This is a genomic window from Streptomyces sp. NPDC001599, assembly GCF_042893535.1.
GTDB lineage: Bacteria > Actinomycetota > Actinomycetes > Streptomycetales > Streptomycetaceae > Streptomyces.
Genome location: NZ_JBIAVA010000001.1, coordinates 386,183 through 410,508, shown reverse-complemented (window position 1 = coordinate 410,508; position 24,326 = coordinate 386,183). Strand labels below are relative to the sequence as shown.

Here is a 24,326-nt window from a genome sequence, read left to right as displayed (position 1 = left end):
TTCGCGGGCGGACAGGAGGTTCCTGCGGGAGAGGGCGGAGGCGTGCGGCGGCGTCGGCCGCTTCGGGCGGACGCTCCCGTACGGTCCATGCTGGCGCGCCGGCCTGACAGGCGGCTGACACCCCTGGCGGGGCCGCCCTGTCAGCGGGGCGTCAGTGCGGCCCGACAGCCTCGTCCGGGCACCGGTGGCTGCCGGCGCGAGTGACGATCCCTGGGGGCAGCATGTTGTGGACGCAGGTCGTGGAACCGAGGCCGTTCGCCGAACGGCGCCTGGTGTGCTTTCCGCACGCCGGCGGCTCGCCCTACTTCTTCCGCGGCTGGGGCAGGGCGCTGCACGAGCTGGAGGTGCACGCGGTGTGCTATCCGGGGCGCGCCGAGCGGTTCGGGGAGCCGCCCGCCACCGCGATCGGGCCGCTGGCGGGGCAGATCGCCGCGGAGCTGCTGGCCGTCGACGACGCCCGCCCGCTCGCCCTCTTCGGCCACAGCATGGGGGCGACCGTCGCCTACGAGGTGGCCAGGGCCCTGGAGGCGGCGGGCTGCACCGTGGACCACCTCTTCGCCTCCGGCGCCCGGGCCCCGCAGTTGCACGTTCCCGACGCCGCGGCGGCGGCCGCCTGGGACCAGGCCGCGGTGGTGCGGACACTGCTCGAACTGGGCGGCACCGACCCGGAGCTGCTGGACAATCCGGCGTTCCTGGACCTGGTGGTGCCCTACATCGGGGCCGACTTCCGGATGCTCTCGGCCTACGGGCGCGGTCCCGCGGAGCCGCTGTCCTGCCCGGTCACGGCGCTGGTGGGCACCGAGGACCCCCGGGTGACCGTGGCGCAGACGGCGGCCTGGCGGGAGGTCACCCGGGGGCCGTTCCGGTTGCGGACGCTGCCCGGGGAGCACTTCTACCTGGAGCAGGACCCGCCCTACGACGTGGTGGCCGGGGTGCGGCACGGCGAGTGACCGGCCGGCCGCGGTCACTGGTCGCGGTACATCTCCGCCAGCAGGAACGCCAGGTCCAGGGACTGCGTGTGGTTCAGCCGCGGGTCGCAGGCCGTCTCGTAGCGGGCCGGCAGGTCCTCCGCGAGGAGTTCGTCGCCCCCGCCGACGCACTCCGTGACGTCGTCGCCGGTCAACTCGACGTGGATGCCCCCCGGGTGGGTGCCCAGGGCGCGGTGGACCTCCACGAAGCCCCGTACCTCGTCGAGCACCGTCTCGAAGCGGCGGGTCTTGTGGCCGCTGGGCGCCGTGGTGGTGTTGCCGTGCATCGGGTCGCTGACCCAGCACACCCGGCCGCCCTCGGCGGCGGTCTTCTCGACGAGGACCGGCAGCACGTCGCGTACGCGCTCCGCTCCCGCCCGCACCACGAAGGTGAGGCGGCCCGGCTCGCGGTGGGGGTCGAGGCGGTCGATCAGCCTCAGGACGTCGTCGGCGCGGGTGGACGGGCCGAGTTTCACGGCGATCGGGTTGTCGATGCGGGAGAAGAACTCGACGTGCGCGCCGTCGGCCTGGCGGGTGCGCTCGCCGATCCACAGCAGGTGTCCGCTGCCCGCCCAGGACCGGCCGGTCTCCGGGTCGGTGCGCACGAGCGCCGCCTCGTAGTCGAGGAGCAGCCCTTCGTGGCTGACGAAGAACTCGGCGGTGCCCAGTTCCCCGGTGTCGATGCCGCAGGCGTGCATGAAGGCGAGGCTGCGGCCTATCTCGTCGGCGAGCGCCTCGTACCGCTCCCCGGCGCGTGAGCGGGCCACGAACCCGCGGTTCCAGGAGTGCACCTGGCTCAGGCCGGCGAAGCCGCCCGTGGTGAGGGTGCGTACCAGCTCGAGTGTGCTCGCCGACGCCTCGTACATGGTGCGCAGGCGGACCGGGTCGGGGGTGCGGGCCGCGGCGGTGAACTCCAGGCCGTTGACCGCGTCCCCGCGATACGAGGGCAGGACCAGTGCGCCCTGCCGCTCGACCGGGCTGGAGCGCGGTTTGGCGTACTGGCCGGCCATCCTGCCGACCTTGACGACCGGCAGGGCGGTGGCGTGCGTGAGGACCACGGCCATCTGCAGCAGCGTCTTCAGCTTGCGGCGCACGGAGTCGGGGGTCACCTGCGCGAAGGTCTCGGCGCAGTCGCCGCCCTGCAACAGGATCGCCTCGCCGCGGGCGACGGCCGCCATGCGCCCCCGCAGTTCGGCGCACTGGCCGGCGGTGACCAGCGGTGCGGCGGCGGCGAGCCCGTCGGTGACGTCGCGCAGCGCGGCGGGGTCGGGCCAGTCGGGTTGCTGGGCGGCCGGGAACGTCCGGCGCACATCAGCGAATTCGGCGGTCCTTCTTTCCAGGACTTCCATGGCCGTGCCTTCCTCGAAGAGGGGCGAATACGCGTTCACTACATATCCGCTCCGGCCGTCCGGTCAAGCAATTCAGGAATGGACCGCATCGGCCCCACCGAATTGGTCTGGCCGCGTTCGCCGGGCTGTTGATTGACTCTTCCCGTCCATCACCTTCGATCGGCGGGGAGCTCGTCGTGAATGGAACGGAAACGGAAACCATTGATGTGCGGATGGCCTCCACCCGGCTGCCCCCGCACGAACCGCTCGCCCTCTACACCCGGCTGACCGGCGGCCGCCCCTCGGCGGACGTGTTCCTCCTGGAGAGTCCGGCCGGGAGCGGCGAGGACCGGCGCTCGGCCGTCGTCGGCGTGGGGCGGGTCGCCGAGATCCGGGTGTACGACTCGTATCTCGACGTCGACGGCGTCCCGGCCGTGGCGGCGGCCCTCGCGCGCGCCGCCGGATCGGCGGGGCTCACGCGGGACGCGCCGCCGGTCCCGGCGACCGGCCCGTTCCGGCTGCGCTTCACCGGCCAGGACATGCTGTGGGCGGCCCTCGGCCGGGCCCAGCGGGTCTTCGCGCTGCGCGGTGACGTGCCCGAGGAGGGGTACGCGTTCGGCTTCCTGTCCTCGTTCGCGTACGAGTCCGCCTGGCACATGGAGACGCTGACCCCGCGGACCAAGGAGCCGCACGGCCCGGACATCACGCTCTCGCTCTTCCGCGACACCGTCTGGTACGACGTCGAGGGCGGCGCTCCCCGCCATCTGCGGGCCCACGGCGCGGGGTTCGCGGACGCGGGGCCGGCGGCCCGGGTCGCCGAGGCCGCCGCCGAGGCGGGGCGGGCCGCCGCCGTGGCGGCGCCGCCGGCACCCGCCCCCCGCTCCGTCCACGACAGTGTCCGCCGCGACACGTTCCTGGACCGGGCGGACCGCTGTCTGCGGCACATCGCGGTCGGCGACCTGTACCAGATCCAGATCGGGCACCGCATCGATGTCACCACGGACCTGGAGCCGCTCGACGTCTACCGGCGGCTGCGCGCGCGGAACCCGTCGCCGTACATGTACCTGATGCCGAGGGCGGGCGGCACGCTCATCGGCGCCAGCCCGGAGCTGTTCTTCCGGATCGAGCCCGGCGGCGGGGCCGGGGACGAGATCGTGATGCGGCCCATCGCGGGCACCGCCCGGCGCGGCCCCGACGACGAGGTCAACCGGCAACGCGTCAAGGAGATGCGGGAGTCCGGCAAGGAGCAGGCCGAGCACATCATGCTCGTCGACCTGTGCCGCAACGACATCGGCCGGATCAGCAGGCCCAGCACCCAGCCGGTGGACCGGCTCATGGACGTGGAGGCCTTCTCCCACGTCTTCCACCTGGTGTCGACGGTGTCCGGCCGGCTCGAGCCGGACGTGGACGTGTGGCAGGCGGTCCGCGCGACGTTCCCCGCCGGAACCATGACGGGGGCGCCCAAGGTCCGCGCCATGGAGATCATCGACGTCCTGGAGGGAGAGCGCCGCGGCAGCTACGCGGGCGCGGTGGGGCTGATCGACGTCCGCGGCTGGTGCGAACTCGCCCTGTGCATCCGCACGATCGAGTACGACGGCGCCACCTACTCCACACAGAGCTCGGCCGGCCTGGTCGCCCAGTCGGATCCGGAGGCGGAGTGGCGGGAGACCCTGGCGAAGATGGGCGCGGCCTACTGGGCGCTGACCGGAGAGGAGTTGCTGCCGTGAGGGTTCTGCTGATCGACGCGTACGACAGCTTTGTCCACATCATCGACCAGTACCTGCGCACGCTCGGCGCGGACACCCGAGTCGTGCGCTCACTGACCCGGACGCCCGCCGCCCTGGCGGGGCTGGAGCCGGATGCCGTCGTGCTCGGGCCGGGTCCGGGGCACCCGGCCGACTCGGGGCACGTGGAGCTGGTGCACGAGTTCGCGGGGCGGGTGCCGCTGCTCGGCGTGTGTCTGGGGCACCAGGCCATCGGCCTCGCCTACGGCGGGCGGATCGAGGTGGCCGAGCAGGTGATGCACGGACGGACCAGCACCGTGCGGCACGACGGGGCGGGGCTGTTCCAGGGGCTGGGGCACACACTGGAGGCGACGCGGTACCACTCGCTGCTGGTCGCCGAGCCGCTGCCCGAGGAGCTGGTGACGACGGCCGTGGCCGCCGATCACGGCTGTGTGATGGGGCTGCGGCACCGGACGCTGCCCGTCGAAGGGGTGCAGTTCCACCCGGAGTCCGTGATGACGACGGGCGGACTGGCCATGATGCACAACTTCCTGGAGTCGGCCGCCGCGCCGGTCAGCCGATGACCGCGCCCAGCTCCGCGACGGCCTCCCCGATCCCCGTGCGCGGAAGCTGGGCATGCCCCACCACGAGCGCGGGCGCCCCCTGACCCGGCCGCGCGTGGAACGCCGCCGCGCCCCGCACCAGGACGGAGCGGCCGAGCGCCCGCGCCACCAGCGCCGCCTCGTCGGTGTGCGGGGGCAGCTGGACGTACGCGTGCAGTCCGGCCGCGGGCCCCAGGAGCGTGGCGCCGGGCAGATGCCGGCGCACCGCCGTCCGAAGGACCTCCCGGCGCTCCCGGCACCGGGCGTTGAGGTGGCGCAGGTGACGGTCGTACAGGCCGCTGCGCAGGAACTGCGCCAGCGCCAGCTGCGCCAGGCTGTCGGTGCCGAGGTCGTGCCGGGCGCGGGCGCGCAGCAGCGGGGCCAGGAGGGCACGCGGTGCCGCGACCCAGCCCAGGCGCAGGCCGGGGGCGAGCGTCTTGCTGGCGGTGCCCGCGTAGACGACGTGGTCCGGGGCGAGCCGGCGCAGGGCGAGCGGCCGGGGCGTGCCGCGCTCGTACCAGAGGCCGCCGTCGTAGTCGTCCTCCACGATCCAGCCCCCGGTCTCCCGGGCCCAGGCGACGAGTTCCGCGCGGCGGCGCGCGGACAGGGTGACGCCGGTCGGGTACTGGTGGGCGGGTGTGACGAGCACCGCCCGTACCCCCGACGCACGCACCGCCGCCACGTCGATGCCCTCCGCGTCGACCGGCAGGGGCACCGGTCGCAGTCCGCACTCGCGCACGAACCGGCGCTGGCGCGGATGTCCCGGGTCCTCCATGCCCAGGGCGTCCACGCCCAGTCCGGGCAGCGCCGCGCCGAGCAGGCCGAGGGTCTGGGCGAAGCCGGAGACGACCATGATCTGCTCCGGTGTGCTGGGCACCCCGCACACCCGGCCCAGGTAGTGGGCCAGTTCGGTGCGCAGGGCCGGCACTCCGGCGGGCGGCGGGTAGTCGTGGTCGGCCTGGTCGGCGGTGTGCAGGGCCCGCTGGTAGCAGGTGAGCCAGTCGCGGCGCGGAAAGTGCGGGAACGCGGGGGCGTTGGGGCGCAGGTCCCAGCGCACGTCCGGCACCCGGCCCTCCTCCAGCAGCGTCGGCAGGACCGGCGCGGGCCGCAGGTGCCGTACGACCCGGGTGCCCGCGCCCTGCACCGCCTCCAGATAGCCCTCGGCGACGAGTTGTCCGTACGCCTCGACGACCACGCTGCGCGAGACGCCGAGGTCGTCGGCGAGGCTGCGGCTGGAGGGCAGCCGGCTGCCCGGGTGCAGCACTCCGGAAGCGACCTCGCTCTTGATGAACCGCTGGATCTGTGACGTGAGGGGGACCCCGGAGTCCCGGACGACGTTCATTGCCACCTGCATGCTGCTCGCATCCCTTTTCTGACCGGAGAACGGGGGAAGAACGGGGGTGAATTGGACCGCACGGAGGGCACGGAAGTGGTCTGGAAAGGGGCCGTCGAATTTCCCAGACTGAAATGGAAGCCATCACTCACCAGGAGGTCGCCGTGAACAACTGGCCCCAATTGCTGAATGCTTTGCTGGACCGCCGGGACCTGTCCACGTCCCAGACCGAATGGGCGATGGAGGAGGCCATGGCCGGGGCGGCGGGCCCGGCCCGGCTCGCCGCCCTGATGATGGGCCTGCGGGCCAAGGGCGAGACCGCCGGGGAGATCGAGGGCCTGGCGCGCGGCATGCTCGGCCGCGCGGTGCCGCTGACGGTGCCGGGGCGCTGCCTCGACATCGTGGGGACCGGCGGCGACGGCTCGCACAGCGTGAACATCTCCACGATGTCGGCGCTCGTGGCGGCCGGCGCCGGTGCCCAGGTCGTCAAGCACGGCAACCGCTCCGCGTCCTCGGCCTGCGGGTCGGCCGACGTGCTGGAGGAGCTGGGGGTGACGCTCGACCTGCCGGCCGAGGCGGTGGGAGCGGTCGCCGAGGAGACCGGCATCACGTTCTGCTTCGCGCCGCTGTTCCACCCGGCGATGCGGCATGCCGCCGGGCCGCGCCGCGAGCTGGGCATCCGTACGGTGTTCAACGCCCTCGGCCCGCTGACCAATCCGGCACGGCCGGCGGCCCAGGCGATCGGGGTCGCCGATCCGGCGCTGGGCCCGCGCATCGCCGAAGTCCTCGCGCGGCGGGGCACGGACGCGCTGGTGTTCCGCGGGGACGACGGGATGGACGAGCTGACGGTCACCACTACCTCCACCGTGTGGTCGGTCACCGGCGGCGCGGTGCGCCGGGAGTCGTTCGACCCGCGGGACATCGGGGTCCCGCGGGCCGCCGCGCGAGCGCTGCGCGGCGGGGACCGGGCGTTCAACGCGCGGGTCGCCCGGGATGTCCTGGCCGGGGCCCGGGGGCCGGTCAGGGACGCGGTGCTGTTGTCGGCGGCGGCCGGGCTGGCCGCGTTCGACGGTGGCACCGGGCCGGTGACCGAACGCCTGGCGTCCGGCCTGGACCGTGCGGCGCGGGCCGTGGACTCGGGGGCGGCGGCGGGGGTGCTGGAGCGGTGGGTGACGGTCGCTGCGCGGCTGGGCGGGGAGCGGCTGGGCGTCTGCGGGGCCGGTGCCGGGGGCCGGGTGCCGGTCCGTCGTGGCTGATCGCGCAGTTCCCCGCGCCCCTGAGTGCGCGGCTCCGCCGCGCGTCTCAGGGGCGCGGGCGGGGGCGCGTCTCGGGGGCGCGTCTCGGGGGCGCGGGGAACCGCGCGAGAACCGGCCGCGACCCGCTCCCGGCCCCCGAACCGAGCCAGGCAGACGCTCAGCCGCACAGCTGCGCGGCGTCGACCCCGCCGGTGACCAACGCCTCTCCCACCAGCACCGCGTCCGCCCCGAGCGCCCCGTACTCGGCCACGTCGGCGGACGTCCGCACGCCCGACTCCGCCACCCGTACGACGTCGGGCGGCAGGTGCGGAACGACTCGGGCGAACGTCGACCGGTCCACGCTCAGGGTGCGCAGATCACGTGCGTTGACGCCGATCACCCGCGCTCCGGCCGCCAGCGCGCGCTCGGCCTCCGCCTCGTCGTGGGTCTCCACCAGCGGTGTCAGACCGATCTCCGCGGCGAGTGCCGACAGGTCAGCCAGCAGAGGCTGTTCGAGCGCCGCCACGATCAGCAGCACCAGGTCCGCGCCGTGCGCCCGGGCCTCCCAGACCTGGTACGGGTCCACGACGAAGTCCTTGCGCAGCACGGGCAGGGCGACCTCGGCCCGCACCGCGTCCAGGTCGGCGAGGCTGCCGGCGAACCTGCGGCCCTCGGTGAGCACGCTGATCGCGGCCGCGCCGCCCCTCTCGTACGCCGCGGCGAGCGCGGCCGGGTCGTCGATCGGGGCGAGCGGGCCGCGGGAGGGACTCGCGCGTTTCACCTCGGCGACGACCCGGGGGCGCCCGTCCGCGGCCTTCAGCAGGGGCCCGCAGTCCCTGCCCGGGCCGCGTGCCGCCGCCCGCCGTCTCAGTTCCGCCTCCGGTACGGCGCGCCGGCGCTCCGCGAGATCCTCGCGCGCCCCCGCCACGATGTCGTCGAGCACTGTCATCCGTACGCCCCCCTTGGTGTGTGCCGTGTCGGAGGGGCCCGGCAGTTGCGCCGGGCCCCTCCCGAACCGTCCGGTGCGCCCCGCTCAGGTCATCGAGACGACGACCTTGCGCGTACCGGTGAACGCCTGTCGGCCGTGCAGGACGGAGAGGTTGTCGACGATCATCAGGTCGCCCCGCTGCCAGGGTTCGGCCACCATGTGCTCGCGCTGCGCCGCGCGGACCTCGGCGAGGTCCCCGTCGGACAGGGGGGTGCCGTCGGCGTACGTCACCCAGTGCGGCAGGTCGTCGTACGAGTCGGTCAGGGAGAGCAGCAGTTCCTCCTCGTCGTCGGGGAGGTTGGAGGGGTGCCACTGGTCGGCCTGGTTGAACCAGGTGTCGCGGCCGGTGCGCGGGTTCTTGCGGACGCCGGGCCGGTGCTGGGCGACCCGCAGGCCGCCGTCGGCCGTCCAGGCGAAGTCGGCGCCCGACTCGGTGAGGAACTCCTCGACGGCCGCCTTGTCGTCCGTCTCGAAGGTGTCCTGCCAGGACTTGCCGAGCCCGGCGCCGCCGTGCAGGTACTGGCGGTAGACCACGCCGCCGGCGAACCGCTCCCGCACGTCGGGGGAGAGCGCGCCGAGCAGGGCCTCGCCGTCGCAGACCGGGGTGGCGCCGCCGGTGTCGGGCGCGTCCAGGCAGCAGAAGTACAGGCGGTCGGGCCAGGCGCGGGCGTAGGACAGCTCGTTGTGCAGGGTGATGTCGTAGCGCGCCGGGTACTCGGTGGAGGTGAAGACGCCGTCGGAGAGTGTCTTGCGGGGGGTGTTGCCGCCGCGGTAGCTCTCGATCAGGTCGCTGCCGAAGCCGCTGACGGCGGCGTGGAACGCGGTGACGTCTGGGATCCGGGCACCGCGCAGCAGGACCACCCCGTACGAGTCGAGCAGGACCCGTGTCCGGCGGCGCACCTGCGCCCAGCCCTCCTCGTCCCAGGCGTCGGCCGGGGTTCCGGTGTGCAGGATCGCGAGCGTGGTGCCGCCCGTGGTCCGTGTCTCGTGCCGCATCTCAGCGAACCTCCTCGGGGGCCGGCTCCGCGCTCAGTGCGACGGGCAGGCCGCTGTAGCCCTGGATGAAGTTGGAGTAGAGGCGCTGCGGGGGGCCGAGCAGCGTGATGTCGGCGACCATGGCGCGCAGCGCCTCCACCATGGCGTTCACGTGGACCCGGCCCAGGAAGGCGCCGAGGCAGAAGTGCGGGCCGTGGCCGAAGACCACGTGCTTGTTGGGGGTGCGGCCGACGTCGAAGGTGTACGGGTCGGTGAAGACGTCCTCGTCGAAGTTGGCGGAGGCGTTCCACAGGGTGACCACGTCGCCGGCCCTGATGGTCCGGTCCCCGAGCTCCACGTCGACCAGGGCGCGGCGCCCGAAGTGCATGGCGGGCGTCGTCCAGCGCAGGATCTCCTCCGTGGCCGCGTCCGAGGTGACCTCGCCGCTCTTGAGGCGGCGCCACTGCTCGGGGTTCTCGGCCAGCGCGATCAGCCCGCCGATGATTGACATCCGGGTCGACTCGTCGCCGCCGAGGATGAGGCTGTAGCTGTTGAGGACGATCTCGTCGTCGGTGAGCGGCTTGCCGTCGATGGTGGCGGTGGCCAGGGTGCTCAGGACGTCGTCGCCCGGCTTCGCCCGTCGCTCGGCGGCGAGTTGGGAGATGTAGAGCAGGATCTCGTTGCGTGCCAGGAGCGATTCGAACTCGCTCTCCTCGGAGCTGTGCCGCGACAGCGTCCGGGTGTTCCACTCCACCAGCTGCGGCCGGTCGGCGGCCGGGATGTCGAGCAGGTCGCCCATGGTGTGCATCGGGATGTGGTCGACGACGTCGGTGACGAAGTCGATCCGGTCCGACCGGACGGCGGTGCCGAGCAGTTCCCGGGTGTGCCGGTGCACGCCGTCCATGACGGGCGCGAGGACCCGCGGCGAGAAGGACTTCAGCATCAGGTTGCGGATCTCGCGGTGGCGCACTCCGTCGGTGACGGCGAGCATCTTGCCGGCGGCCGAGTCCCCGCCCTGGAGCAGGGTGGTGAGGACGGTCCCCTTCTCGGAGGTGAACCGCTTGTTGTCGCGGTACACGGCGACCGCGTCCGCGTACCGGGAGATCACCCAGAACCCGGGGGTGGACGGGCCCGCCGGGTGCCGGTGCACGGGGCTCTCGGTGCGGAACCTGCGCCACATGGCGTGCTGGTCGACGTCGAGGAAGGTCTGCGGGTCGGTGAGGTCGAGCGAGGCGGGGTCGGGTGCCGCCGCGCGTTCTGTGACAGGCATGGTGGGTGTTCCTTACGGCTTCGGTCTCAGGGCTTTCGGAATCGGCGCAGGCTGAGCGCGAGGCAGGCCGCGAACAGCACGCCCAGGGTCACCGCGACCACGATCAGCGGATGCTCGCCGACGAAGCCGGGGCTCGTGGTGGCGGGGTTGCCCCACAGGTCGCGGCAGGCGGCGATGACGGCGCTGACCGGGTTCCACTCGGCGATCGGGCGGATCGCGCCCGGCATGGTCTGCGGGGAGAGGAAGGCGCTGGACAGGAAGGGCAGCACGACGACGATGAACGGCGCGACGACGCTGATCGTCTCGATGCTGCGCAGGGTCATGGCGAGCAGCACGCCCAGCCAGAGCATCACGTACGTGAAGACCGCGACCAGAGCGAACCCGGCGAGCGTGGGCAGCGGCCCGGTGTGCGAGCGCCAGCCGAGCAGCAGCCCGGCGCCCGTGGTGACGGCGAGCGCGGCCAGGGCGACCAGGAAGTCCGCCGCGGTGTGCCCCAGCGGCACGGCCGACCGGCTGATCGGCAGCGAGCGGAACCGGTCGACGATGCCGCCCTGGAGGTCCATCGCCATGGACACGGCGGTCGGTCCCACACAGGCGAGCCCCACCTGGACGGCGCCTCCGGCGAAGACGTACTCGACGTAGCTTCCGCCGGCGGGCAGCGTGATGGCGTCCCGGAACAGGTACCCGAGCAGCACCATCGAGACGAGCGGGTTGAGTACGACGCCGATGGCCCGGCCGGGCCCCCGGCGCAGCCGCCTGAGCCTGCGTCCCAGCACGGCGAGGACCTCGGTGCCGAAGGTGCGGGCTCTGCCCGGCCGGGGCCCGTCGGGGAGGGGATTCCCGAGCGGGTCCCGGCCGGGGGCGGGCGCCGCGGGGGACGGCGCCTTGGGGAGGGTGGTCGTCATGACGGGTTCCGTTCGTCCAGGGAGGTGCCCGTCGCCCGGTGCGGCACGTCCCGCGACGGGGCGTGCAGCCGTTCCAGCCGCGCCGCGACCGCCCGGCCTATCTCGTCCAGCGGGCCGGGGCTGAGCATGTCGTCGTGGGCGCAGTCGACGTGGTGGGTGGTCACGGTGCCCCTGGTGTACGGGGCCCACAGGCGTTCCTTGTCCGTCTCCTCTCCCCAGGGCGAGCGGTCGGCCAGGAACAGCTGCATCTCGCCGTCGTAACGGCGGGGTTCGTAACGGGTGTTGAGGATCTGGTGGCGGGCCATCAGGTCCACCATGCGGGCCATCCGCTGCTCTCCCATCCGGGCCAGCGCGCTGCCGTCGCGGCGCAGGGCGTCGACGATGTCCGCCGGGGTGAGGTCCCGGTCGCCGAACTCGTCGCGGCTGTGCCCGATGCCCTCCAGCAGCCAGGTGAGGCTGCCCTGGACGTCCCGTTCGTCGACCGCGCCGGTCCGGGGGTAGGAGTCGAGGTTGGCCAGCAGGCCCACCTCGTGTCCCGCGGCCCGCAGTTGCACCGCGATCTCGTACGCGAGCAGTCCGCCGAACGACCAGCCGAGCAAGTGGTACGGCCCCTCGGGCCGCACCTGGCGGATGAGGTCGATGTACGCGGCGGCGTTCGCCTCGATGCTCTCGGGCAGCGGGGCGCCGTCGACGACGCTGGGCGACTGGATGCCGTAGACCGGGTGGTCCGCCCCGATGTACGGGGCCAGCGGCAGGTACGAGAGCGCGAGGCCGACTCCGCTGTGGACGCAGAAGACGGGCGGGCGCTCGCCGGTCGCCCGGATGCACAGCATCGGTGCGAACGTGTCGGCGTGGTCGAGGCTCTCGATCTCCTCGATCGCCTCGGCGGCGACGCGCATGGTGTCCCTGGGGGCGGGGGCCGTCGGTGGCTGCGCCGGTCCGGGTTCCGGCTCCGGGCGCAGCGCGGCGGCGAGCGCGGCGACGTTCTGGTGGGTGAACACGTCGGCGATGCTCAGCTCGTAGCCGGCCTTGCGGGCCCGGGCCACCAGGCGCAGCGACTTCATGCTGTCCATGGACCGGGTCTCGAAGAAGTTCTCCGCCGGGTCCACCGAGGCGGCGCCGACCACCTCCGCGACGATCTCGCAGAGCCGGGCCACGGCCGGGTCGGCGGCCGCCTCGGCGGCCGGCCGCTCCGGTGCTCCGGCCGCGGCCTCCTTGGACGGGCCCGCGGGCCGTGCCGGGGTGCTGTCGCCCCGGGTCACCTTCCGGCCGGAGCGCCACATCCGTGCCCCCGCCCCGCCCCACGGGTCGGCGACGAACCGCTCTGCCGTGGCACCGGCGCGGCCCGCGTAGGACCGGGCGACGGCCGCCCCCGCGAGATACAGCTCGCCCTCCTGGGCCGGACGCAGCGCCTCGTCCAGGACGTAGCCGTGGGCCGGCCACCGGGCCGGGTCCGCCGGGAACGTCTTCGGTGCGGCCCAGCCGGCGGGCGGTCGCTCCCGGGTGGCGAGGCCGGTCCCGGCGAGCAGCGCCCCGAACAGCCCCGCGTCGCCGGGCCGTCCGCCGTCGAGTGCCGCGACGACCCGGGCGGCGGCCGTGCGGTGCTCGACCACCGCGCCCGCCGTGCCGCCGCGGACCACGTACGCGGCCTGTCCGGGCCGCGCCGCGGCGGTCACGGGCCGGTGTCCGGCGTCGGCCGTGCCGCGCAGCGCGGTGCTGTCGAGGACGACCACCGGTACGCCGGTGGACCGCAGCCGTCCCGCCATGCCCGTCGTCGTCAGGACGCAGACCGGGGCGACGTCCGCGAACAGGTCGCGGATCCGGGCGGCCGGTTCGTCCGCGGCCAGCGCCACGTACGCCGCGCCCGCCTTGAGGACCGCGAGCACCGCGAGGGCCTGGTCGGCCGCCCGCGGCACGGCGAGGGCCACGGTGCGCTCGGGTCCGGCCCCGGCCACGACCAGGGTGTGGGCCAGCGCGTCGGCGCACCGGTCGAGTTCGGCGTACGACAGTGCCTGGGGTCCGCTGCCGGTGGCGACGGTGTCGGGCTGCTCGGCGACCAGGTCCGCGAACAGGTCGAGAAGGGTCACCTCGGGCAGCTCCCGGACGACCTCGGCGAAGTCCCGGGCCGGGCCGTCCGGGGCGTGGGCCGGCTCCGTCGGCTGGTCCGGGCCCCCGATGCCCTCGATCTCCAGGTCCGCGATCCGGACGCCGGGGTCGGCCACCGCGTCCCGCAGCAGCCGCGTGAACTGCCGCACCAGGCGCTCGGCGGTGTCCCTCGTGAACAGGTCCTTGCTGAAGGTCAGCAGTCCCCGCATGCCCTCGTCGTCGTAGGACGGCACCAGCTCGACGACGAGGTCGAGCTTGGCCTGCCGGGACGGCACGTACTCGGGGCGCGCGGTCAGTCCGGGCAGGGCGAGGTCGCGTACGCCGTCGTACTGCACCGTCAGCGACACCTGGAACAGCGGGTGCCGGTTCAGTCTGCGGGGCGGCCGCAGCGCCTCGACCACCTGGTCGAACGGGACGTCCTGGTGGGAGAAGGCGGCGAGGTCGGTCTCCCGGAGCCGTTCGAGCAGTTCCCGGAAGGTCGGGTCGCCGCCGGTGTCGCCGCGCAGGACCAGGGTGTTGAGGAACATGCCGACGACGTCCGAGAGCGCGTCGTCCGTGCGGCCCGCCACCGAGACTCCCACCGGGACGTCGGTGCCCGCGCCGTGCCGGGTCAGCAGGGCCGACAGCGCCGCCTGGAAGACGATGAACTCGGTCGTGCCGGTGGCGCGGGCGAGTTCCCCGATCGCCGTCCGCAGGCCGGCGTCCACGTCGAACGGCACCGCGTCGCCCTCCCGCGAACCCTGCTCCGGGCGGGGGAAGTCGGCGGGCAGCGGGGTCTCGTCGGGCAGGCCCGCGAGCGCGTCGCGCCAGAAGTCGAGCTGTTCGGCGGCGAGGCCGTCCGGGTCGTCGGCGCCGAGCAGTTCGCGCTGCCAGACGGCGAAGTCGGCGTACTGGACGGGCAGCGGCTCCCAGTGCGGGGCGCGGCCCTCGCTCCTGGCCCGGTAGGCGGCGGTGAAGTCGTCGAGGAAGGGGCCCATCGACCAGCCGTCGAACGCGATGTGGTGGATCACGAAGAGCAGCACGCACTCGTCCTGTGCCACCGGGAAGACCCGCACGCGCAGCGGCGTCTGTTCGGTGAGATCGAACCCGCGGTCGGCTTCCGCGGCCACCGCTCCGGTCACCTCCTCGGGCGGCAGCGCCACCACCTTGACGGCGGGTGCGCCCGCGGCGGGGTCGAGGACGCGCAGCGACGGGATCCCGTCGGTGTCCGGCATGACGGTGCGCAGCACCTCGTGCCGCTCCGCGACGTCGCGCAGCGCGGACCGCAGGGCGTCCGTGTCGAGGTGCCCGGTGAGGCGGAAGGCGAGCACGGAGTTGAACGAGCCGTCCGCCGCGCCCTCCCTGCGGTTGAGGAACCACTGCCGCTGCTGGGTGTACGACAGCGGCCGCTCGGTTCCGGCGGGCGCGGGTGCCAGCGGCAGCCTGGCCCGGTCCGCCTGCTCCACCCGGGCGGCGAGGGCGACGACGGTGCGGGCCTCGAAGAGGACGCGGATGGGCAGTTCGGCGCCGAGGACGCCGCGGATCCGGCTGACCAGCCGCGTGGCGAGCAGCGAGTGCCCGCCGATCTCGAAGAAGTCGTCGTCGGCGTTGACCTGGTCGCGGCCGAGGATGTCGGCGAACAGGCCGCACAGGATCTCCTCGACGGGCGTGCGCGGGGCGCGTCCGCGCGCTCCGGCCCCGAGGTCCGGGGCGGGCAGGGCGGTGCGGTCCAGCTTCCCGTTGGTGGTCAGCGGGAGCGCGTCGAGGGCGACGACGGCGGACGGCACCATGTAGTCGGGCAGTTCCCGGGCGAGCCGGTCGCGCAGCCCACCGGTGTCCACCCCGGCTCCGGCTCCGGCTCCGGCTCCGGCGGCGACCACGTACGCCACCAGGCGCCGCTCCCCCGCCTCGTCCTCGCGCATCACCACGGCGGCCTGCTCGACCTCGGGCTCGGCCGTCAACGCGGCGGAGATCTCCCCCAGTTCGATGCGGATGCCGCGCAGCTGCACCTGGTCGTCGGCGCGGTCCAGGTAGTCCAGCTCGCCGTCGGGCAGCCAGCGCACCAGGTCGCCGGTGCGGTACATGCGGCTGCCGGCCGGTCCGTACGGGTCCGGCACGAACCGCTGGGCGGTCAGTCCCGGCCTGCCGTGGTAGCCGCGGGCCAGTCCGCCGCCGACGTACAGCTCGCCGACGGCGCCGGCCGGTACGGGCCGCAGGGCGCGGTCCAGGACGTACACGCGGTGGGCGCTGGTCGGGCGGCCGATCGGCGGGCGGCCGGGGCCGGGGGCGAGGGGGCCGCTGACGGTGCAGCCGACGACGGCCTCGGTGGGACCGTACCCGTTGAACATCCGTACGGAGCCCGCCCAGCGGTCGACGACCTGGGCGGGGACCGCCTCGCCGGTCACCACCATGCGCAGGTCCGCGGGCAGGGTGCTGTCCTCCGGGAGCGCCCCGACGACGACGGGCGGCAGGGCCGCCAGGTTGATACGGGCGTCGTTGATCAGGTCGACCAGGGGCCGGCCGGGGGTGCGGTGCTCCTCGTCTGCGATCACGAGCGTGCCGCCGTTGAGCAGCGCCAGCATGATGCCGAAGACCGACGCGTCGAAGCTGAAGGACGCGAACTGAAGGACGCGCACGTCCTCGTCCAGCGCGAACCGCTCGGTGAGGCTGTCCGTCATCGCCATCAGCGCGCCGTGCGGCACGGTCACGCCCTTGGGCCGGCCGGTGGAGCCCGAGGTGTAGATCATGTACGCCGTGTGCTGCGGGTGCAGCGGTTCGTTCCGGTCCGCGTCGGTGAGGTCGGCGCCGGAGAGCCGGTCCAGTTCCGCCGCGGTGCCGGCCGAGTCCAGGACCAGGGGTCCGCCGGCGAGGTCCGCGAGGTCCGGCAGCCCCGCCGGGCGGGCGGCGGTGGCGAGGTCGGTGAGCAGTGCCGCGGGGTGCGCGTCGGCGAGGAGATGGCCGACGCGGTCGGCCGGGTAGTCGACGTCGACGGGCAGGAACACGGCTCCCGCCTTCAGCGCGGCCAGGGCCGCCACCACCAGCTCCGGGGAGCGCGGCAGCAGGACGGCGACGGGCTGTTCGGGGCGCACGCCGCGGGCGACGAGCAGACGGGCGATCCGGTTGGCCCGGGTGTTCAGCTCGGTGTAGTCGAGGACCTCGTCGCCGAGGGAGACGGCGGGCTTGTCCGGGAAGCGGGCGGCCCACTTCTCGAAGGCGGCCGTGGCGAGCGCCGCGGGCTCGGGGCGGGCGGCCCCGGTTCCCGCCCAGTCGGCGGTGAGGCGGTGCCGCTCGCCGTCGTCGAGGGTGTCGAGGCGGCCGAGCGGCGCGCCCGGATCGGCCGCGAGGCGCTCCAGCACCCGCAGGAAGCGGCGTACGAATCCGTCCGTGCGCTCCTCGGTGAACACGTCGGGCCGGTACTGGGCCTCGACGCGCAAGCGGCCGTCCGGACCGGGGAAGACGCCGACGGCCAGGGGGTACTCGGCGATGACGCGGGCCGTCCAGCCGAGCATGGACGTCCCGGGGAGGTGCTCGCCGATGCGGTCGAGGGCGCCCGTCGGATAGTTGTGGAAGCTGACGACGGTGTCGAACAGTTCGCCGACGCCGGCGCACTGCTGCACCTCGGCGAGGCCCAGGTGGTGGTGGGGTTCGAGGCCGAGCCCGCGGTCCTGGAGGTCGGTGAGCAGCGCCTCGAAGGGCTGCGCGGCGTCGAGCCGGGCGCGGACCGGAAGGGTGTGCAGGAACGCGCCGACCATCCGCTCCACCTCCCCGAGTTCGGCCGGCCGGCCGGAGACGACGGCGCCGAAGGTGACGTCCCGTCGTCCGGTGAGCGCGCCCAGGACCACGGCCCAGGCGCCCTGCATCACGGTGTTCATGGTGAGGCCGCGCTCGTGCGCCCAGGGGGTGAGCGCGGCGGTGACCTCGGCGGGCACGTCGGCCACGAGGGTCTCGGGCAGGACGGAGACGCGGTCGCGGTCGGCGGGGCCGAGCCGGGTCGCGCCGCCCGCTTCCCCGAGGTCGGCGAGTTCGGCGCGCCAGGCCTCGCGGGCGGCGTCCTTGTCCTGGGCCGCCGACCACTCCAGGTAGCGGTGGACGGGCGCCACCCGGGCGAGGGCGGTGGTGTCGGCGCCGTTGGACCACAGGGTGACCAGTTCCTCGGCGAGCACGGCGGACAGGGACCAGCCGTCGACCAGCAGGTGGTGCGTGGTCCACACGACCCGGTGCCGGTCCTCGGCGAACCGGTAGACGGTGAACCGGGTCAGCGGGCCCCGGGTGACGTCGAAGCGGTGCAGCCACTCCTCGTCGGTGCGGCGGGCCGCCTCGGCGTCCACGTCGGCCGCGGCGACGTGGGTCAGGTCGACCTCGGTCCACGGCAGTTCCACGTGGTCGGGGATCAGCTGGACGGGGTGGCCGGTGTCGCGTTCGCGGAAGGCGGCGCGCAGGGCCGGGTACCGGTCGAGGAGCGCGACGGCGGCGGCCCGCAGCGCGCCGGCGTCCAGGGGGCCGCCGATGTCCATGACGACCTGGAGGGTGTAGGCGTCCATGCCCTGGCGGTCGAACTCGGCCTGGAAGAGCAGTCCGCGCTGGAGCGGGGAGAGCGGCAGGATGTCGGTGACACCGCCCAGTTCGCTCTCGTAGGCGTCGATCTCCCCCTGGGCGACCTCGACGAGCGGGAAGTCCGAGGGGATGCGCCCGGTGGTGCCCGGCCGCCCGGCGTGCGCCACCAGGGTCTCCAGGGCGCGGAACCAGGTCGCGGCGAGGTCCCGAATGTCGGCCTCGTCGAGCAGGGCCGAGGCCCAGGTCCACTCGGCGACGAGCACGGGGCCCCGGGGCCGGTCCTCGGCGACGGCCACGAGTTCGACGGGCTGGCGCAGCGGAGTGCCCGGGGCCGCGGTCTGGCCGGCGCTGCCGGCCTGCATGGTCCAGTCGGCGCCGCTCGTGGTGAACCGGCCCAGGTAGTTGAAGGCGAGTTGCGGCACGGGGGTGCGGGCGAGGACGGCGGCGGTCTGCGGGTTGAGGTGGCTCAGCAGGCCGTGGCCGACACCGTGGTCGGGCAGGGCGCGCAGGGCGGTCTTGACCCGCCTGAGCGCGGTGGTGAGGGCGGGGCCGCCCTGCCACACCTCGGCCCGGTCCAGTTCGCCCACGTCGAGGCCGACGGGGAAGACGCTGGTGAACCAGCCGACCGTACGGGAGACGTCCAGGTCGCCCGCGATCTGCTCGCGGCCGTGTCCCTCCAGTTCGATCAGGGCCCGGGTGGCGCTGGCGGATCCGGTGCGGCGGTCCCGCTCGACGAGCGCGAGGGCGAGGGCCGTCAGGAGTACCTCGTTGATCTCGGCGTGGAGGGCGCCGGGCACCTGGGTGAGCAGGGCCGCCGTGTGCTCGGCCGGCAGTTCGACGCGCAGCCGGCCGGCGCTGCCGTGCACGTCCCGGGCCGGGTCCAGCGGCCGTTCGGTGAGCGACACCGACGCGCCCCTGGTCTGCTCGGTCCACAGCGGCAGTTCGGCCATGCGGTCCGCGGTGCGGGCCTCCTCGGACAGGGCCTTCGCCCAGCGGCGGTAGGAGGTCGGCACGGGGTCGAGCCGCGGCTCGCGGCCCTCGGCGACGGCCTCCCAGGCGGCCTGGAGGTCGGGCAGCAGAATCCGCCAGGACACGCCGTCGACGGCGAGGTGGTGAATGGCGAAGAGCAGGGTGCGGGTGTCCTGCTCCGTCAGCAGTACGGCCTGCACGACCAGGCCGTCCTCGGGGCGCAGCCGGGTGCGGGCCGCGGCCAGCTCCTCGGCCAGCCGGGCGGCCCGGTCGGCGCCCTCGGCGACGGTGGCGGTGGTGAGGACGTCGGACGCCGCGACGTCGCCCGGGGGCCGGGTGTTCAGGGACCACAGGCCGGGCACCGGCGAGGTCAGGCGCAGACGGAGCGTGTCGTGGCGGTCCAGGAGGGCCTGGAGCGCGCGCTCCAGGCGCGGCGCGTCCACCTCGGCGGGCACGGTCACGGCGAAGTGCTGCGCGAACTGACGCGTTTCTTCGGGCAGGTGAGACACCAGCGCGCGCAACTGCTCCGCCACGGGGAGGAGTTCCACCTCTCCGATGCCGTCCTCCTCGGCCGCGGGCGCCGCCTGGCCGGCGTGTCCGGCGACGGCGGCGATGGCCGCCGGGGTGCGGAGCCGGAAGACGTCGCGGGCCGTGACGACCAGGCCCTCCTTGCGTGCCCCGCTGACCACCTGGAGGGAGCTGATGCTGTCGCCGCCGAGGGCGAAGAAGCTGTCCTCGGGGCCGACCTCGGGCAGCCCGAGGACCTCGGCCAGCACCTGGCACAGGACGCGCTCGGCGTCGGTGCGCGCGGCGCGGCCCCGTGCGGGGGCCCCGAAGTCGGGGGCCGGCAGGGACTTGCGGTCGACCTTGCCGTGCGCGGTCAGCGGCAGTTCGTCCAGGGCGACGAGGACGGTGGGCACCAGGGCGCCGGGCAGCCGCTGCGTCAGCAGGGCGCGGGCGGCCGCGGTGTCCGGGCGGGCGCCGTCCCCGACGACGTAGGCGACGAGCCGCTGCTGGCCGGCCGGGTCGGTGACGGCGGCGGCCACCGCGTCGGCGACGCCGGGCAGTGCGCGCACGGCCGTCTCGACCTCGCCGAGTTCGATGCGCTGGCCGCGGATCTTGACCTGGTGGTCGACGCGGCCGACGAAGGCGAGCTGTCCGTCGGGGCGCAGGACGACGTGGTCGCCGGTGCGGTACATGCGCGAGCCGTCGGCGGCGAACGGGTCGGGCAGGAACGTGGTGGCGGTGCGGCGCGGGTCGCCGAGGTAGCCCCGGCCGACTCCCCGGCCGGCGATGTACAGCTCGCCCTGCCCGCCGCGCGGCACCGGCCGCAGGTCCGGGCCGAGGACGTGCAGGCGGGTGTTGCGCAGCGGCCGGCCGATCGGTACGACGGGTGCGTCCAGGTCGCCGGTGGTGCGGACGTAGGCGTGGGTGACGTCGTCGGAGCACTCGGTGGGGCCGTAGAGGTTGGCGAGCGGGATCCGCGGGTAGCGGGCGAACCAGCGGCTGCACAGGTCGGCGGGGAGTGCCTCGCCGTTGGAGATCATCCAGCGCAGGGCGGGCAGTGCGGGTGCCTCGCCCGCCGCGTCCCAGACGTCGAGGGTGGCGCGCAGCAGCGACGGCACGACCTCGACGACGGTCAGCTCCTCGGCGCCGATGGCGGGGAACAGGGCGTCGGGGTCGGCGGCGTCGCCCCGGCCGAAGGCGCGGACCCGCCCGCCGACGAGCAGCGTCGTCAGGGTCTGCCAGACGGTGACGTCGAAGGTGACCGGTGCGTTGTGGACGAGCGTGTCGGCGCCGGTGAGTTCGAACTCCTCGATCTTGGCGAGGAGGTGGTTGACCATGCCGCCGCGCTGCACCATCGCGCCCTTGGGCTTGCCGGTGGAGCCGGAGGTGTAGATGACGTACGCGAGGTCGAGCGGGCCGCCGGTGACCGGGGCCAGCCGGTCGGCGGCGTCGGCGCGGCCGTCGAGTACGTGCACGGGCAGTGGGCCGGCGGGCGCGCCCGCATCCCGCGCCGCCTCCCGCGCCGCATCCCGCGCCGCCTCGCGCGCTGCTTCACGCGCCAGTTCGGCGTGCTCGCCCTGGGCGAGCAGGAATCCGGCGCCGCTGTCGCGCAGCAGTGCGGTCAGCCGCGCCGTCGGCGCCCCGGGGTCGAGCGGCACGAAGGCGCGTCCGGCACCGAGGACGGCGAGTTCGGCGGTGACGAAGTCCCGGCCCGGCTCGGAGAGGATGGCCACGGGTCCCGCTCCGGTCAGGACACGGGAGAGGGCGGAGGCCCGGCCGACCAGCTCCGCGTAGTCGACGCTGCCTCCGTCGTCGGTGACGGCCACCGCGTGCGGCGTCCGCGCGGCGTGCTCCCGTACCCGCTCCACGACCCCTCGGTAGGGCGTCTCGCGGACGGGTCCGGTGAGCGCGGTGGTCAGGCCCGCCTGCTCGTCGGCGGTGAGCAGTCCGAGGCCGCCGAGCGGGGCGTCGGGCGCGGCCCGCAGGAAGGCCTCCAGGAAGGCGGTGAACCGGTCCAGGTGCATCCGGACCTCGGCACGGTCGTAGCGTGCGCTGTTGCCGCTGAGGTCGATGCCGATGCCCTCCTCGCCCTTGTCGAAGACGGTGAACTCCAGGTCGTCGACGAGCCCCGTGGACGGGGTGTGGATGGTGGCCCGGCACGGGCCGATGACCGGCTTCCCGGGCTGCGGGAACATGTTGAGGAAGGGGCCGAACGGCCGCCGGTCGTCGCTGGGAAGTCCCATGTCCCGGCGGATCTGGCTGACCCGGTGACGCTGGTGTCTGAGCGCCTGGGAGAAGGCCTCGTGCGTCGCCGCGAGCAGTCCGGCGCGCGTGCTGTCGCCGGACACGGTCAGGCGCAGGGGCAGCGTGTTGACGACCACGCCGGGGATGCGCTGCATCGTTTCTCCGAGACGCCCGGTCACCGGCAGGGCGAGCAGGACGTCCTCGGTGGCGGCGGTGCGCGCCGTGTAGGCGAAGACGGCGGCGGCGAACGTGGTCTGCCAGATCACCCGGGACTGCCAGGCGACCGTGCGCAGCAGCTCGGCCGTTGACTCGGCCAGCACCGTCCCCTCCTGGTGGAAGGAGGCGGCGGGCTGGGCGTCCCGCGCGGCCAGGCTGATCAGTTCGGGGCCGTCGCCCACCCGCTCCCGCCAGTACGCCGCGTCGCGCTCGCCCTTGGCCGATCCGGTCGACGCGGCCTGGGCCTCGACGAGTTCGGCCAGCGGGGGGAAGCGGCCCTCGTCGAGCGGGGTGCCGTCGAGCAGGGCGCCGTAGATCTCGGCGAGCCGCTGGAAGTAGATGACGTAGCTGAATCCGTCGGAGACGAGGTGGTGGGTGAGCAGGCAGAGGAAGGTGCGCTCCGGGCCGAGCACGAACACGCTCAGCCTGAACAGCGGGCCGTGTCCCTGGGACCCGTCGGCGTCGTCGTCGAGCGGGAAGGGCACGGCCAGGTCGTCGCGGATGGCCTGCCGCGCGGCCGCCGCCGGGTCGGGTGCGGCGCTGACGTCGGTGACGACCAGCGGAAGTGTCCCGATCGGCTCGACGAACTGGCGGGGTTCGCCGCCCTGTTCGTCGAACCGGGCGCGCAGGCACTCCGACTCGTCGACGAGCCGCGCGAGCGCGGTGCGCAGAAGGTCCCGGTTCAGTGGCCCGCGGATGTCCCAGTAGGCGGAGTTGTTGTAGATCGCGCCCCCGCCGGAGAGTTTCGCGTCGAACCAGATGTCCTTCTGGCCGGCGGTGAGCGGGAGGCCGACCGTCCGAACAGGTGTCATAGCAGTCCCCTAGCGAAGGTCACAGAAGTCACGCCGTGGATGGGTGGGTTGGAGGGTGGGTCAAGAGGGTGGGTGGAGAGGTGGTGCGGGTGGGGGGGTGAGGCGGTCGGGACGGGGACGGTCAGCCGCAGCCGCCCGCGTGCCCGTCGTCGGTGGCGGTGCCGATGCCGGCCGCGGTGAGCTCGCGCGGCAGCTCGGGGGCCGGCTGCTCCTGGGCGCGCAGGTGCTCCACGAAGGCGTCGAGCCGGTCGATCCCCCAGAACCGGCTGTAGCCGTGCACGAAGAACGGGACGCCGAACACTCCGTCCGCGCAGACCTCCAGCAGGATGCGGATGCCCTCGGCACGCAGCTCGGGCTGGTCGGCGGCGCGGGACAGCCGCCGTGGGTCGATGCCCAGCTCCCACCCGATGTCCTCGATGGTCCGGGGGTCGCAGATGTCGCGGCCCCGGCCGAACCTGGCCCGGTACACCGCGTCGATGTAGTCGTGGCCGCGGCCCTCGCTGCGCGCGACCAGGTAGCCCAGGTGCGGGACCTCCCACACCGGGTTGCGGTCCACCGGCCAGACCACGTCGATCCCGCGGGACCTGGTGAGGCGGCCGATGTCCTGGAGGACGTAGCGGTGCTTCTCGCGGGACATCTGCGAGTAGGGGAACCGACCGCCCTGTTCCTCCATGAGCCGGGCGCTGAGCGGGTCGGGCTCGAAGAAGGGCACCCATTCGAGGCGCTCGGCGAGGTCCCGGTGCTCGGCCATCACGGTGCGGTAGGCGAGCCACGAGTAGGGGCTGCGCAGGGAGAAGTAGAACCTGGGCGTCTTGTTCTTGGGCATGGTGGGCCCCCTTCCGGTCTGGCGGCTTGCGGTCACACGACGAGGCCGCCGTCGACTCCGAATACCTGTCCGGTGACGTACGAGGCGCGGTCGGACGCGAGGAAGGCCACCAGGTCGGCGACCTCCTCGGGGCGGCCGAGGCGGCCGAGCGGGATCCGCTCGGTCATCTTCTCGACGTGCTCGGCGGCCAGACCGGAGAGCATGTCGGTGTCGATGAAGCCGGGCGCCACCGCGTTGGCACGGATGCCGTAGCGGCCCGACTCCTTGGCGAGTGCCTTGGTGAAGCCGATGATTCCGGCCTTGGTGGCCGAGTAGTTGGCCTGGGTGGCGTTCCCGTACACGCCGGCCACGGACGACAGCGTGATCACGGACCCGGCCTTGCGCTTCATCATCGCGAAGACCGCCGCCTTGCAGAGGTGGTACGTGCCGTCGAGGTTGACCCGCACGACCGCGTCCCAGTCGTCCGGCGTAAGGAGTACCAGCGGGTTGTCGCGCACGATGCCCGCGCAGGACACCACGGTGTGCAGCGGGCCCAGTTCGCGTTCGGTGGCTTTGACGAAGTCGCGCACGCCGTCGTGGTCGGTCACGTCGGCGCGCGCGGCGTGCACGCGGGCGCCCGCCGCGGTGGCCTCCTCGGCGACCGCTTCGGCGGCCGCCTTGTCCGACTGGTAGCAGAAGGCCACGTCGTAGCCGTCGCGGGCGAGCCGGGTCACCACATGGCGGCCGATGCCGCGGGAGCCGCCGCTGACGAGGGCGACGGGGCGATCGGTTACGGACATGCTCGT

13 protein-coding genes are annotated in these 24,326 nt (G+C 74.1%); 4 read left to right on the top strand and 9 right to left on the bottom strand.

Annotation, left to right across the window (positions count from 1 at the left end):
* The first annotated feature begins 221 nt into the window (after positions 1 to 221).
* The gene (locus tag ACFYZ3_RS01920) at positions 222 to 950 is read left to right on the top strand and encodes a thioesterase II family protein (protein ID WP_388513338.1); all 729 of its coding nucleotides are present in this window, start codon (positions 222 to 224) and stop codon (positions 948 to 950) included.
* Between the two features lie 14 nt (positions 951 to 964).
* On the opposite strand, the gene ACFYZ3_RS01915 is transcribed toward ACFYZ3_RS01920, so the two are convergent.
* Positions 965 to 2,317 (bottom strand): class II 3-deoxy-7-phosphoheptulonate synthase, encoded by a 1,353-nt coding sequence (locus tag ACFYZ3_RS01915; RefSeq protein WP_388513335.1) that lies wholly within the window; start codon positions 2,315 to 2,317, stop codon positions 965 to 967.
* Positions 2,318 to 2,493: 176 nt separating this feature from the next.
* On the opposite strand from ACFYZ3_RS01915, the gene ACFYZ3_RS01910 reads away from it, so the two are divergent.
* Together ACFYZ3_RS01910 and ACFYZ3_RS01905 are read left to right on the top strand one after the other, a co-directional pair.
* Complete coding sequence (locus ACFYZ3_RS01910; RefSeq protein WP_388513332.1) at positions 2,494 to 4,023, top strand: anthranilate synthase component I family protein; 1,530 nt, start codon at positions 2,494 to 2,496, stop codon at positions 4,021 to 4,023.
* Positions 4,020 to 4,604: an aminodeoxychorismate/anthranilate synthase component II gene (locus tag ACFYZ3_RS01905; RefSeq protein ID WP_361014982.1), complete on the top strand. Its 585-nt coding sequence runs from the start codon at positions 4,020 to 4,022 to the stop codon at positions 4,602 to 4,604. The genes ACFYZ3_RS01910 and ACFYZ3_RS01905 overlap by 4 nt, the downstream gene beginning before the upstream one ends.
* Here the strand turns inward: ACFYZ3_RS01905 and ACFYZ3_RS01900 are convergent.
* A complete protein-coding gene (locus ACFYZ3_RS01900; RefSeq protein ID WP_388513330.1) occupies positions 4,594 to 5,976 on the bottom strand; it encodes a PLP-dependent aminotransferase family protein in 1,383 nt (460 codons plus the stop codon). The two genes, ACFYZ3_RS01905 and ACFYZ3_RS01900, sit on opposite strands and share 11 nt — an antisense overlap.
* A gap of 113 nt (positions 5,977 to 6,089) precedes the next feature.
* Here ACFYZ3_RS01900 and trpD point away from each other — a divergent pair, with 113 nt between their 5' ends.
* Positions 6,090 to 7,211 carry an anthranilate phosphoribosyltransferase gene (gene trpD / locus ACFYZ3_RS01895; protein ID WP_388513328.1) on the top strand — a complete coding sequence of 374 codons (1,122 nt, stop codon included), beginning with the start codon at positions 6,090 to 6,092 and terminating at the stop codon, positions 7,209 to 7,211.
* 157 nt (positions 7,212 to 7,368) lie between these two features.
* On the opposite strand, the gene trpC is transcribed toward trpD, so the two are convergent.
* The 7 genes from trpC to fabG form a co-directional block, all read right to left on the bottom strand.
* Complete coding sequence (gene trpC / locus ACFYZ3_RS01890) at positions 7,369 to 8,139, bottom strand: indole-3-glycerol phosphate synthase TrpC (RefSeq protein WP_388513326.1); 771 nt, start codon at positions 8,137 to 8,139, stop codon at positions 7,369 to 7,371.
* Between the two features lie 84 nt (positions 8,140 to 8,223).
* Positions 8,224 to 9,174 carry a TauD/TfdA family dioxygenase gene (locus ACFYZ3_RS01885; protein WP_388513323.1) on the bottom strand — a complete coding sequence of 317 codons (951 nt, stop codon included), beginning with the start codon at positions 9,172 to 9,174 and terminating at the stop codon, positions 8,224 to 8,226.
* 1 nt (position 9,175) lies between these two features.
* Positions 9,176 to 10,423, bottom strand: a complete 1,248-nt coding sequence (locus ACFYZ3_RS01880) for a cytochrome P450 (RefSeq protein ID WP_388513320.1) — start codon at positions 10,421 to 10,423, stop codon at positions 9,176 to 9,178.
* 26 nt (positions 10,424 to 10,449) lie between these two features.
* Positions 10,450 to 11,328, bottom strand: coding sequence for an ABC transporter permease (locus ACFYZ3_RS01875; RefSeq protein WP_361014971.1), 879 nt, complete (start codon positions 11,326 to 11,328; stop codon positions 10,450 to 10,452).
* Positions 11,325 to 22,715: an amino acid adenylation domain-containing protein gene (locus tag ACFYZ3_RS01870; protein ID WP_388513317.1), complete on the bottom strand. Its 11,391-nt coding sequence runs from the start codon at positions 22,713 to 22,715 to the stop codon at positions 11,325 to 11,327. The genes ACFYZ3_RS01875 and ACFYZ3_RS01870 overlap by 4 nt, the downstream gene beginning before the upstream one ends.
* 121 nt (positions 22,716 to 22,836) lie before the next feature.
* Positions 22,837 to 23,541 (bottom strand): DsbA family protein, encoded by a 705-nt coding sequence (locus ACFYZ3_RS01865; RefSeq protein WP_361014967.1) that lies wholly within the window; start codon positions 23,539 to 23,541, stop codon positions 22,837 to 22,839.
* A 32-nt stretch (positions 23,542 to 23,573) separates the two neighbouring features.
* Complete coding sequence (fabG, locus tag ACFYZ3_RS01860; RefSeq protein ID WP_388513315.1) at positions 23,574 to 24,320, bottom strand: 3-oxoacyl-ACP reductase FabG; 747 nt, start codon at positions 24,318 to 24,320, stop codon at positions 23,574 to 23,576.
* Positions 24,321 to 24,326: the final 6 nt, after the last annotated feature.

Bases quoted from the DNA above. Each gene is read 5' to 3' on its own strand.
- trpD (WP_388513328.1), top strand. From the start codon at position 6,090: ATGGAAGCCATCACTCACCAGGAGGTCGCCGTGAACAACTGGCCCCAA.
- ACFYZ3_RS01875 (WP_361014971.1), bottom strand. From the start codon at position 11,328: ATGACGACCACCCTCCCCAAGGCGCCGTCCCCCGCGGCGCCCGCCCCC.
- trpC (WP_388513326.1), bottom strand. From the start codon at position 8,139: ATGACAGTGCTCGACGACATCGTGGCGGGGGCGCGCGAGGATCTCGCG.
- ACFYZ3_RS01900 (WP_388513330.1), bottom strand. From the start codon at position 5,976: ATGCAGGTGGCAATGAACGTCGTCCGGGACTCCGGGGTCCCCCTCACG.
- fabG (WP_388513315.1), bottom strand. From the start codon at position 24,320: ATGTCCGTAACCGATCGCCCCGTCGCCCTCGTCAGCGGCGGCTCCCGC.
- ACFYZ3_RS01885 (WP_388513323.1), bottom strand. From the start codon at position 9,174: ATGCGGCACGAGACACGGACCACGGGCGGCACCACGCTCGCGATCCTG.
- ACFYZ3_RS01865 (WP_361014967.1), bottom strand. From the start codon at position 23,541: ATGCCCAAGAACAAGACGCCCAGGTTCTACTTCTCCCTGCGCAGCCCC.
- ACFYZ3_RS01870 (WP_388513317.1), bottom strand. From the start codon at position 22,715: ATGACACCTGTTCGGACGGTCGGCCTCCCGCTCACCGCCGGCCAGAAG.
- ACFYZ3_RS01915 (WP_388513335.1), bottom strand. From the start codon at position 2,317: ATGGAAGTCCTGGAAAGAAGGACCGCCGAATTCGCTGATGTGCGCCGG.
- ACFYZ3_RS01920 (WP_388513338.1), top strand. From the start codon at position 222: ATGTTGTGGACGCAGGTCGTGGAACCGAGGCCGTTCGCCGAACGGCGC.
- ACFYZ3_RS01880 (WP_388513320.1), bottom strand. From the start codon at position 10,423: ATGCCTGTCACAGAACGCGCGGCGGCACCCGACCCCGCCTCGCTCGAC.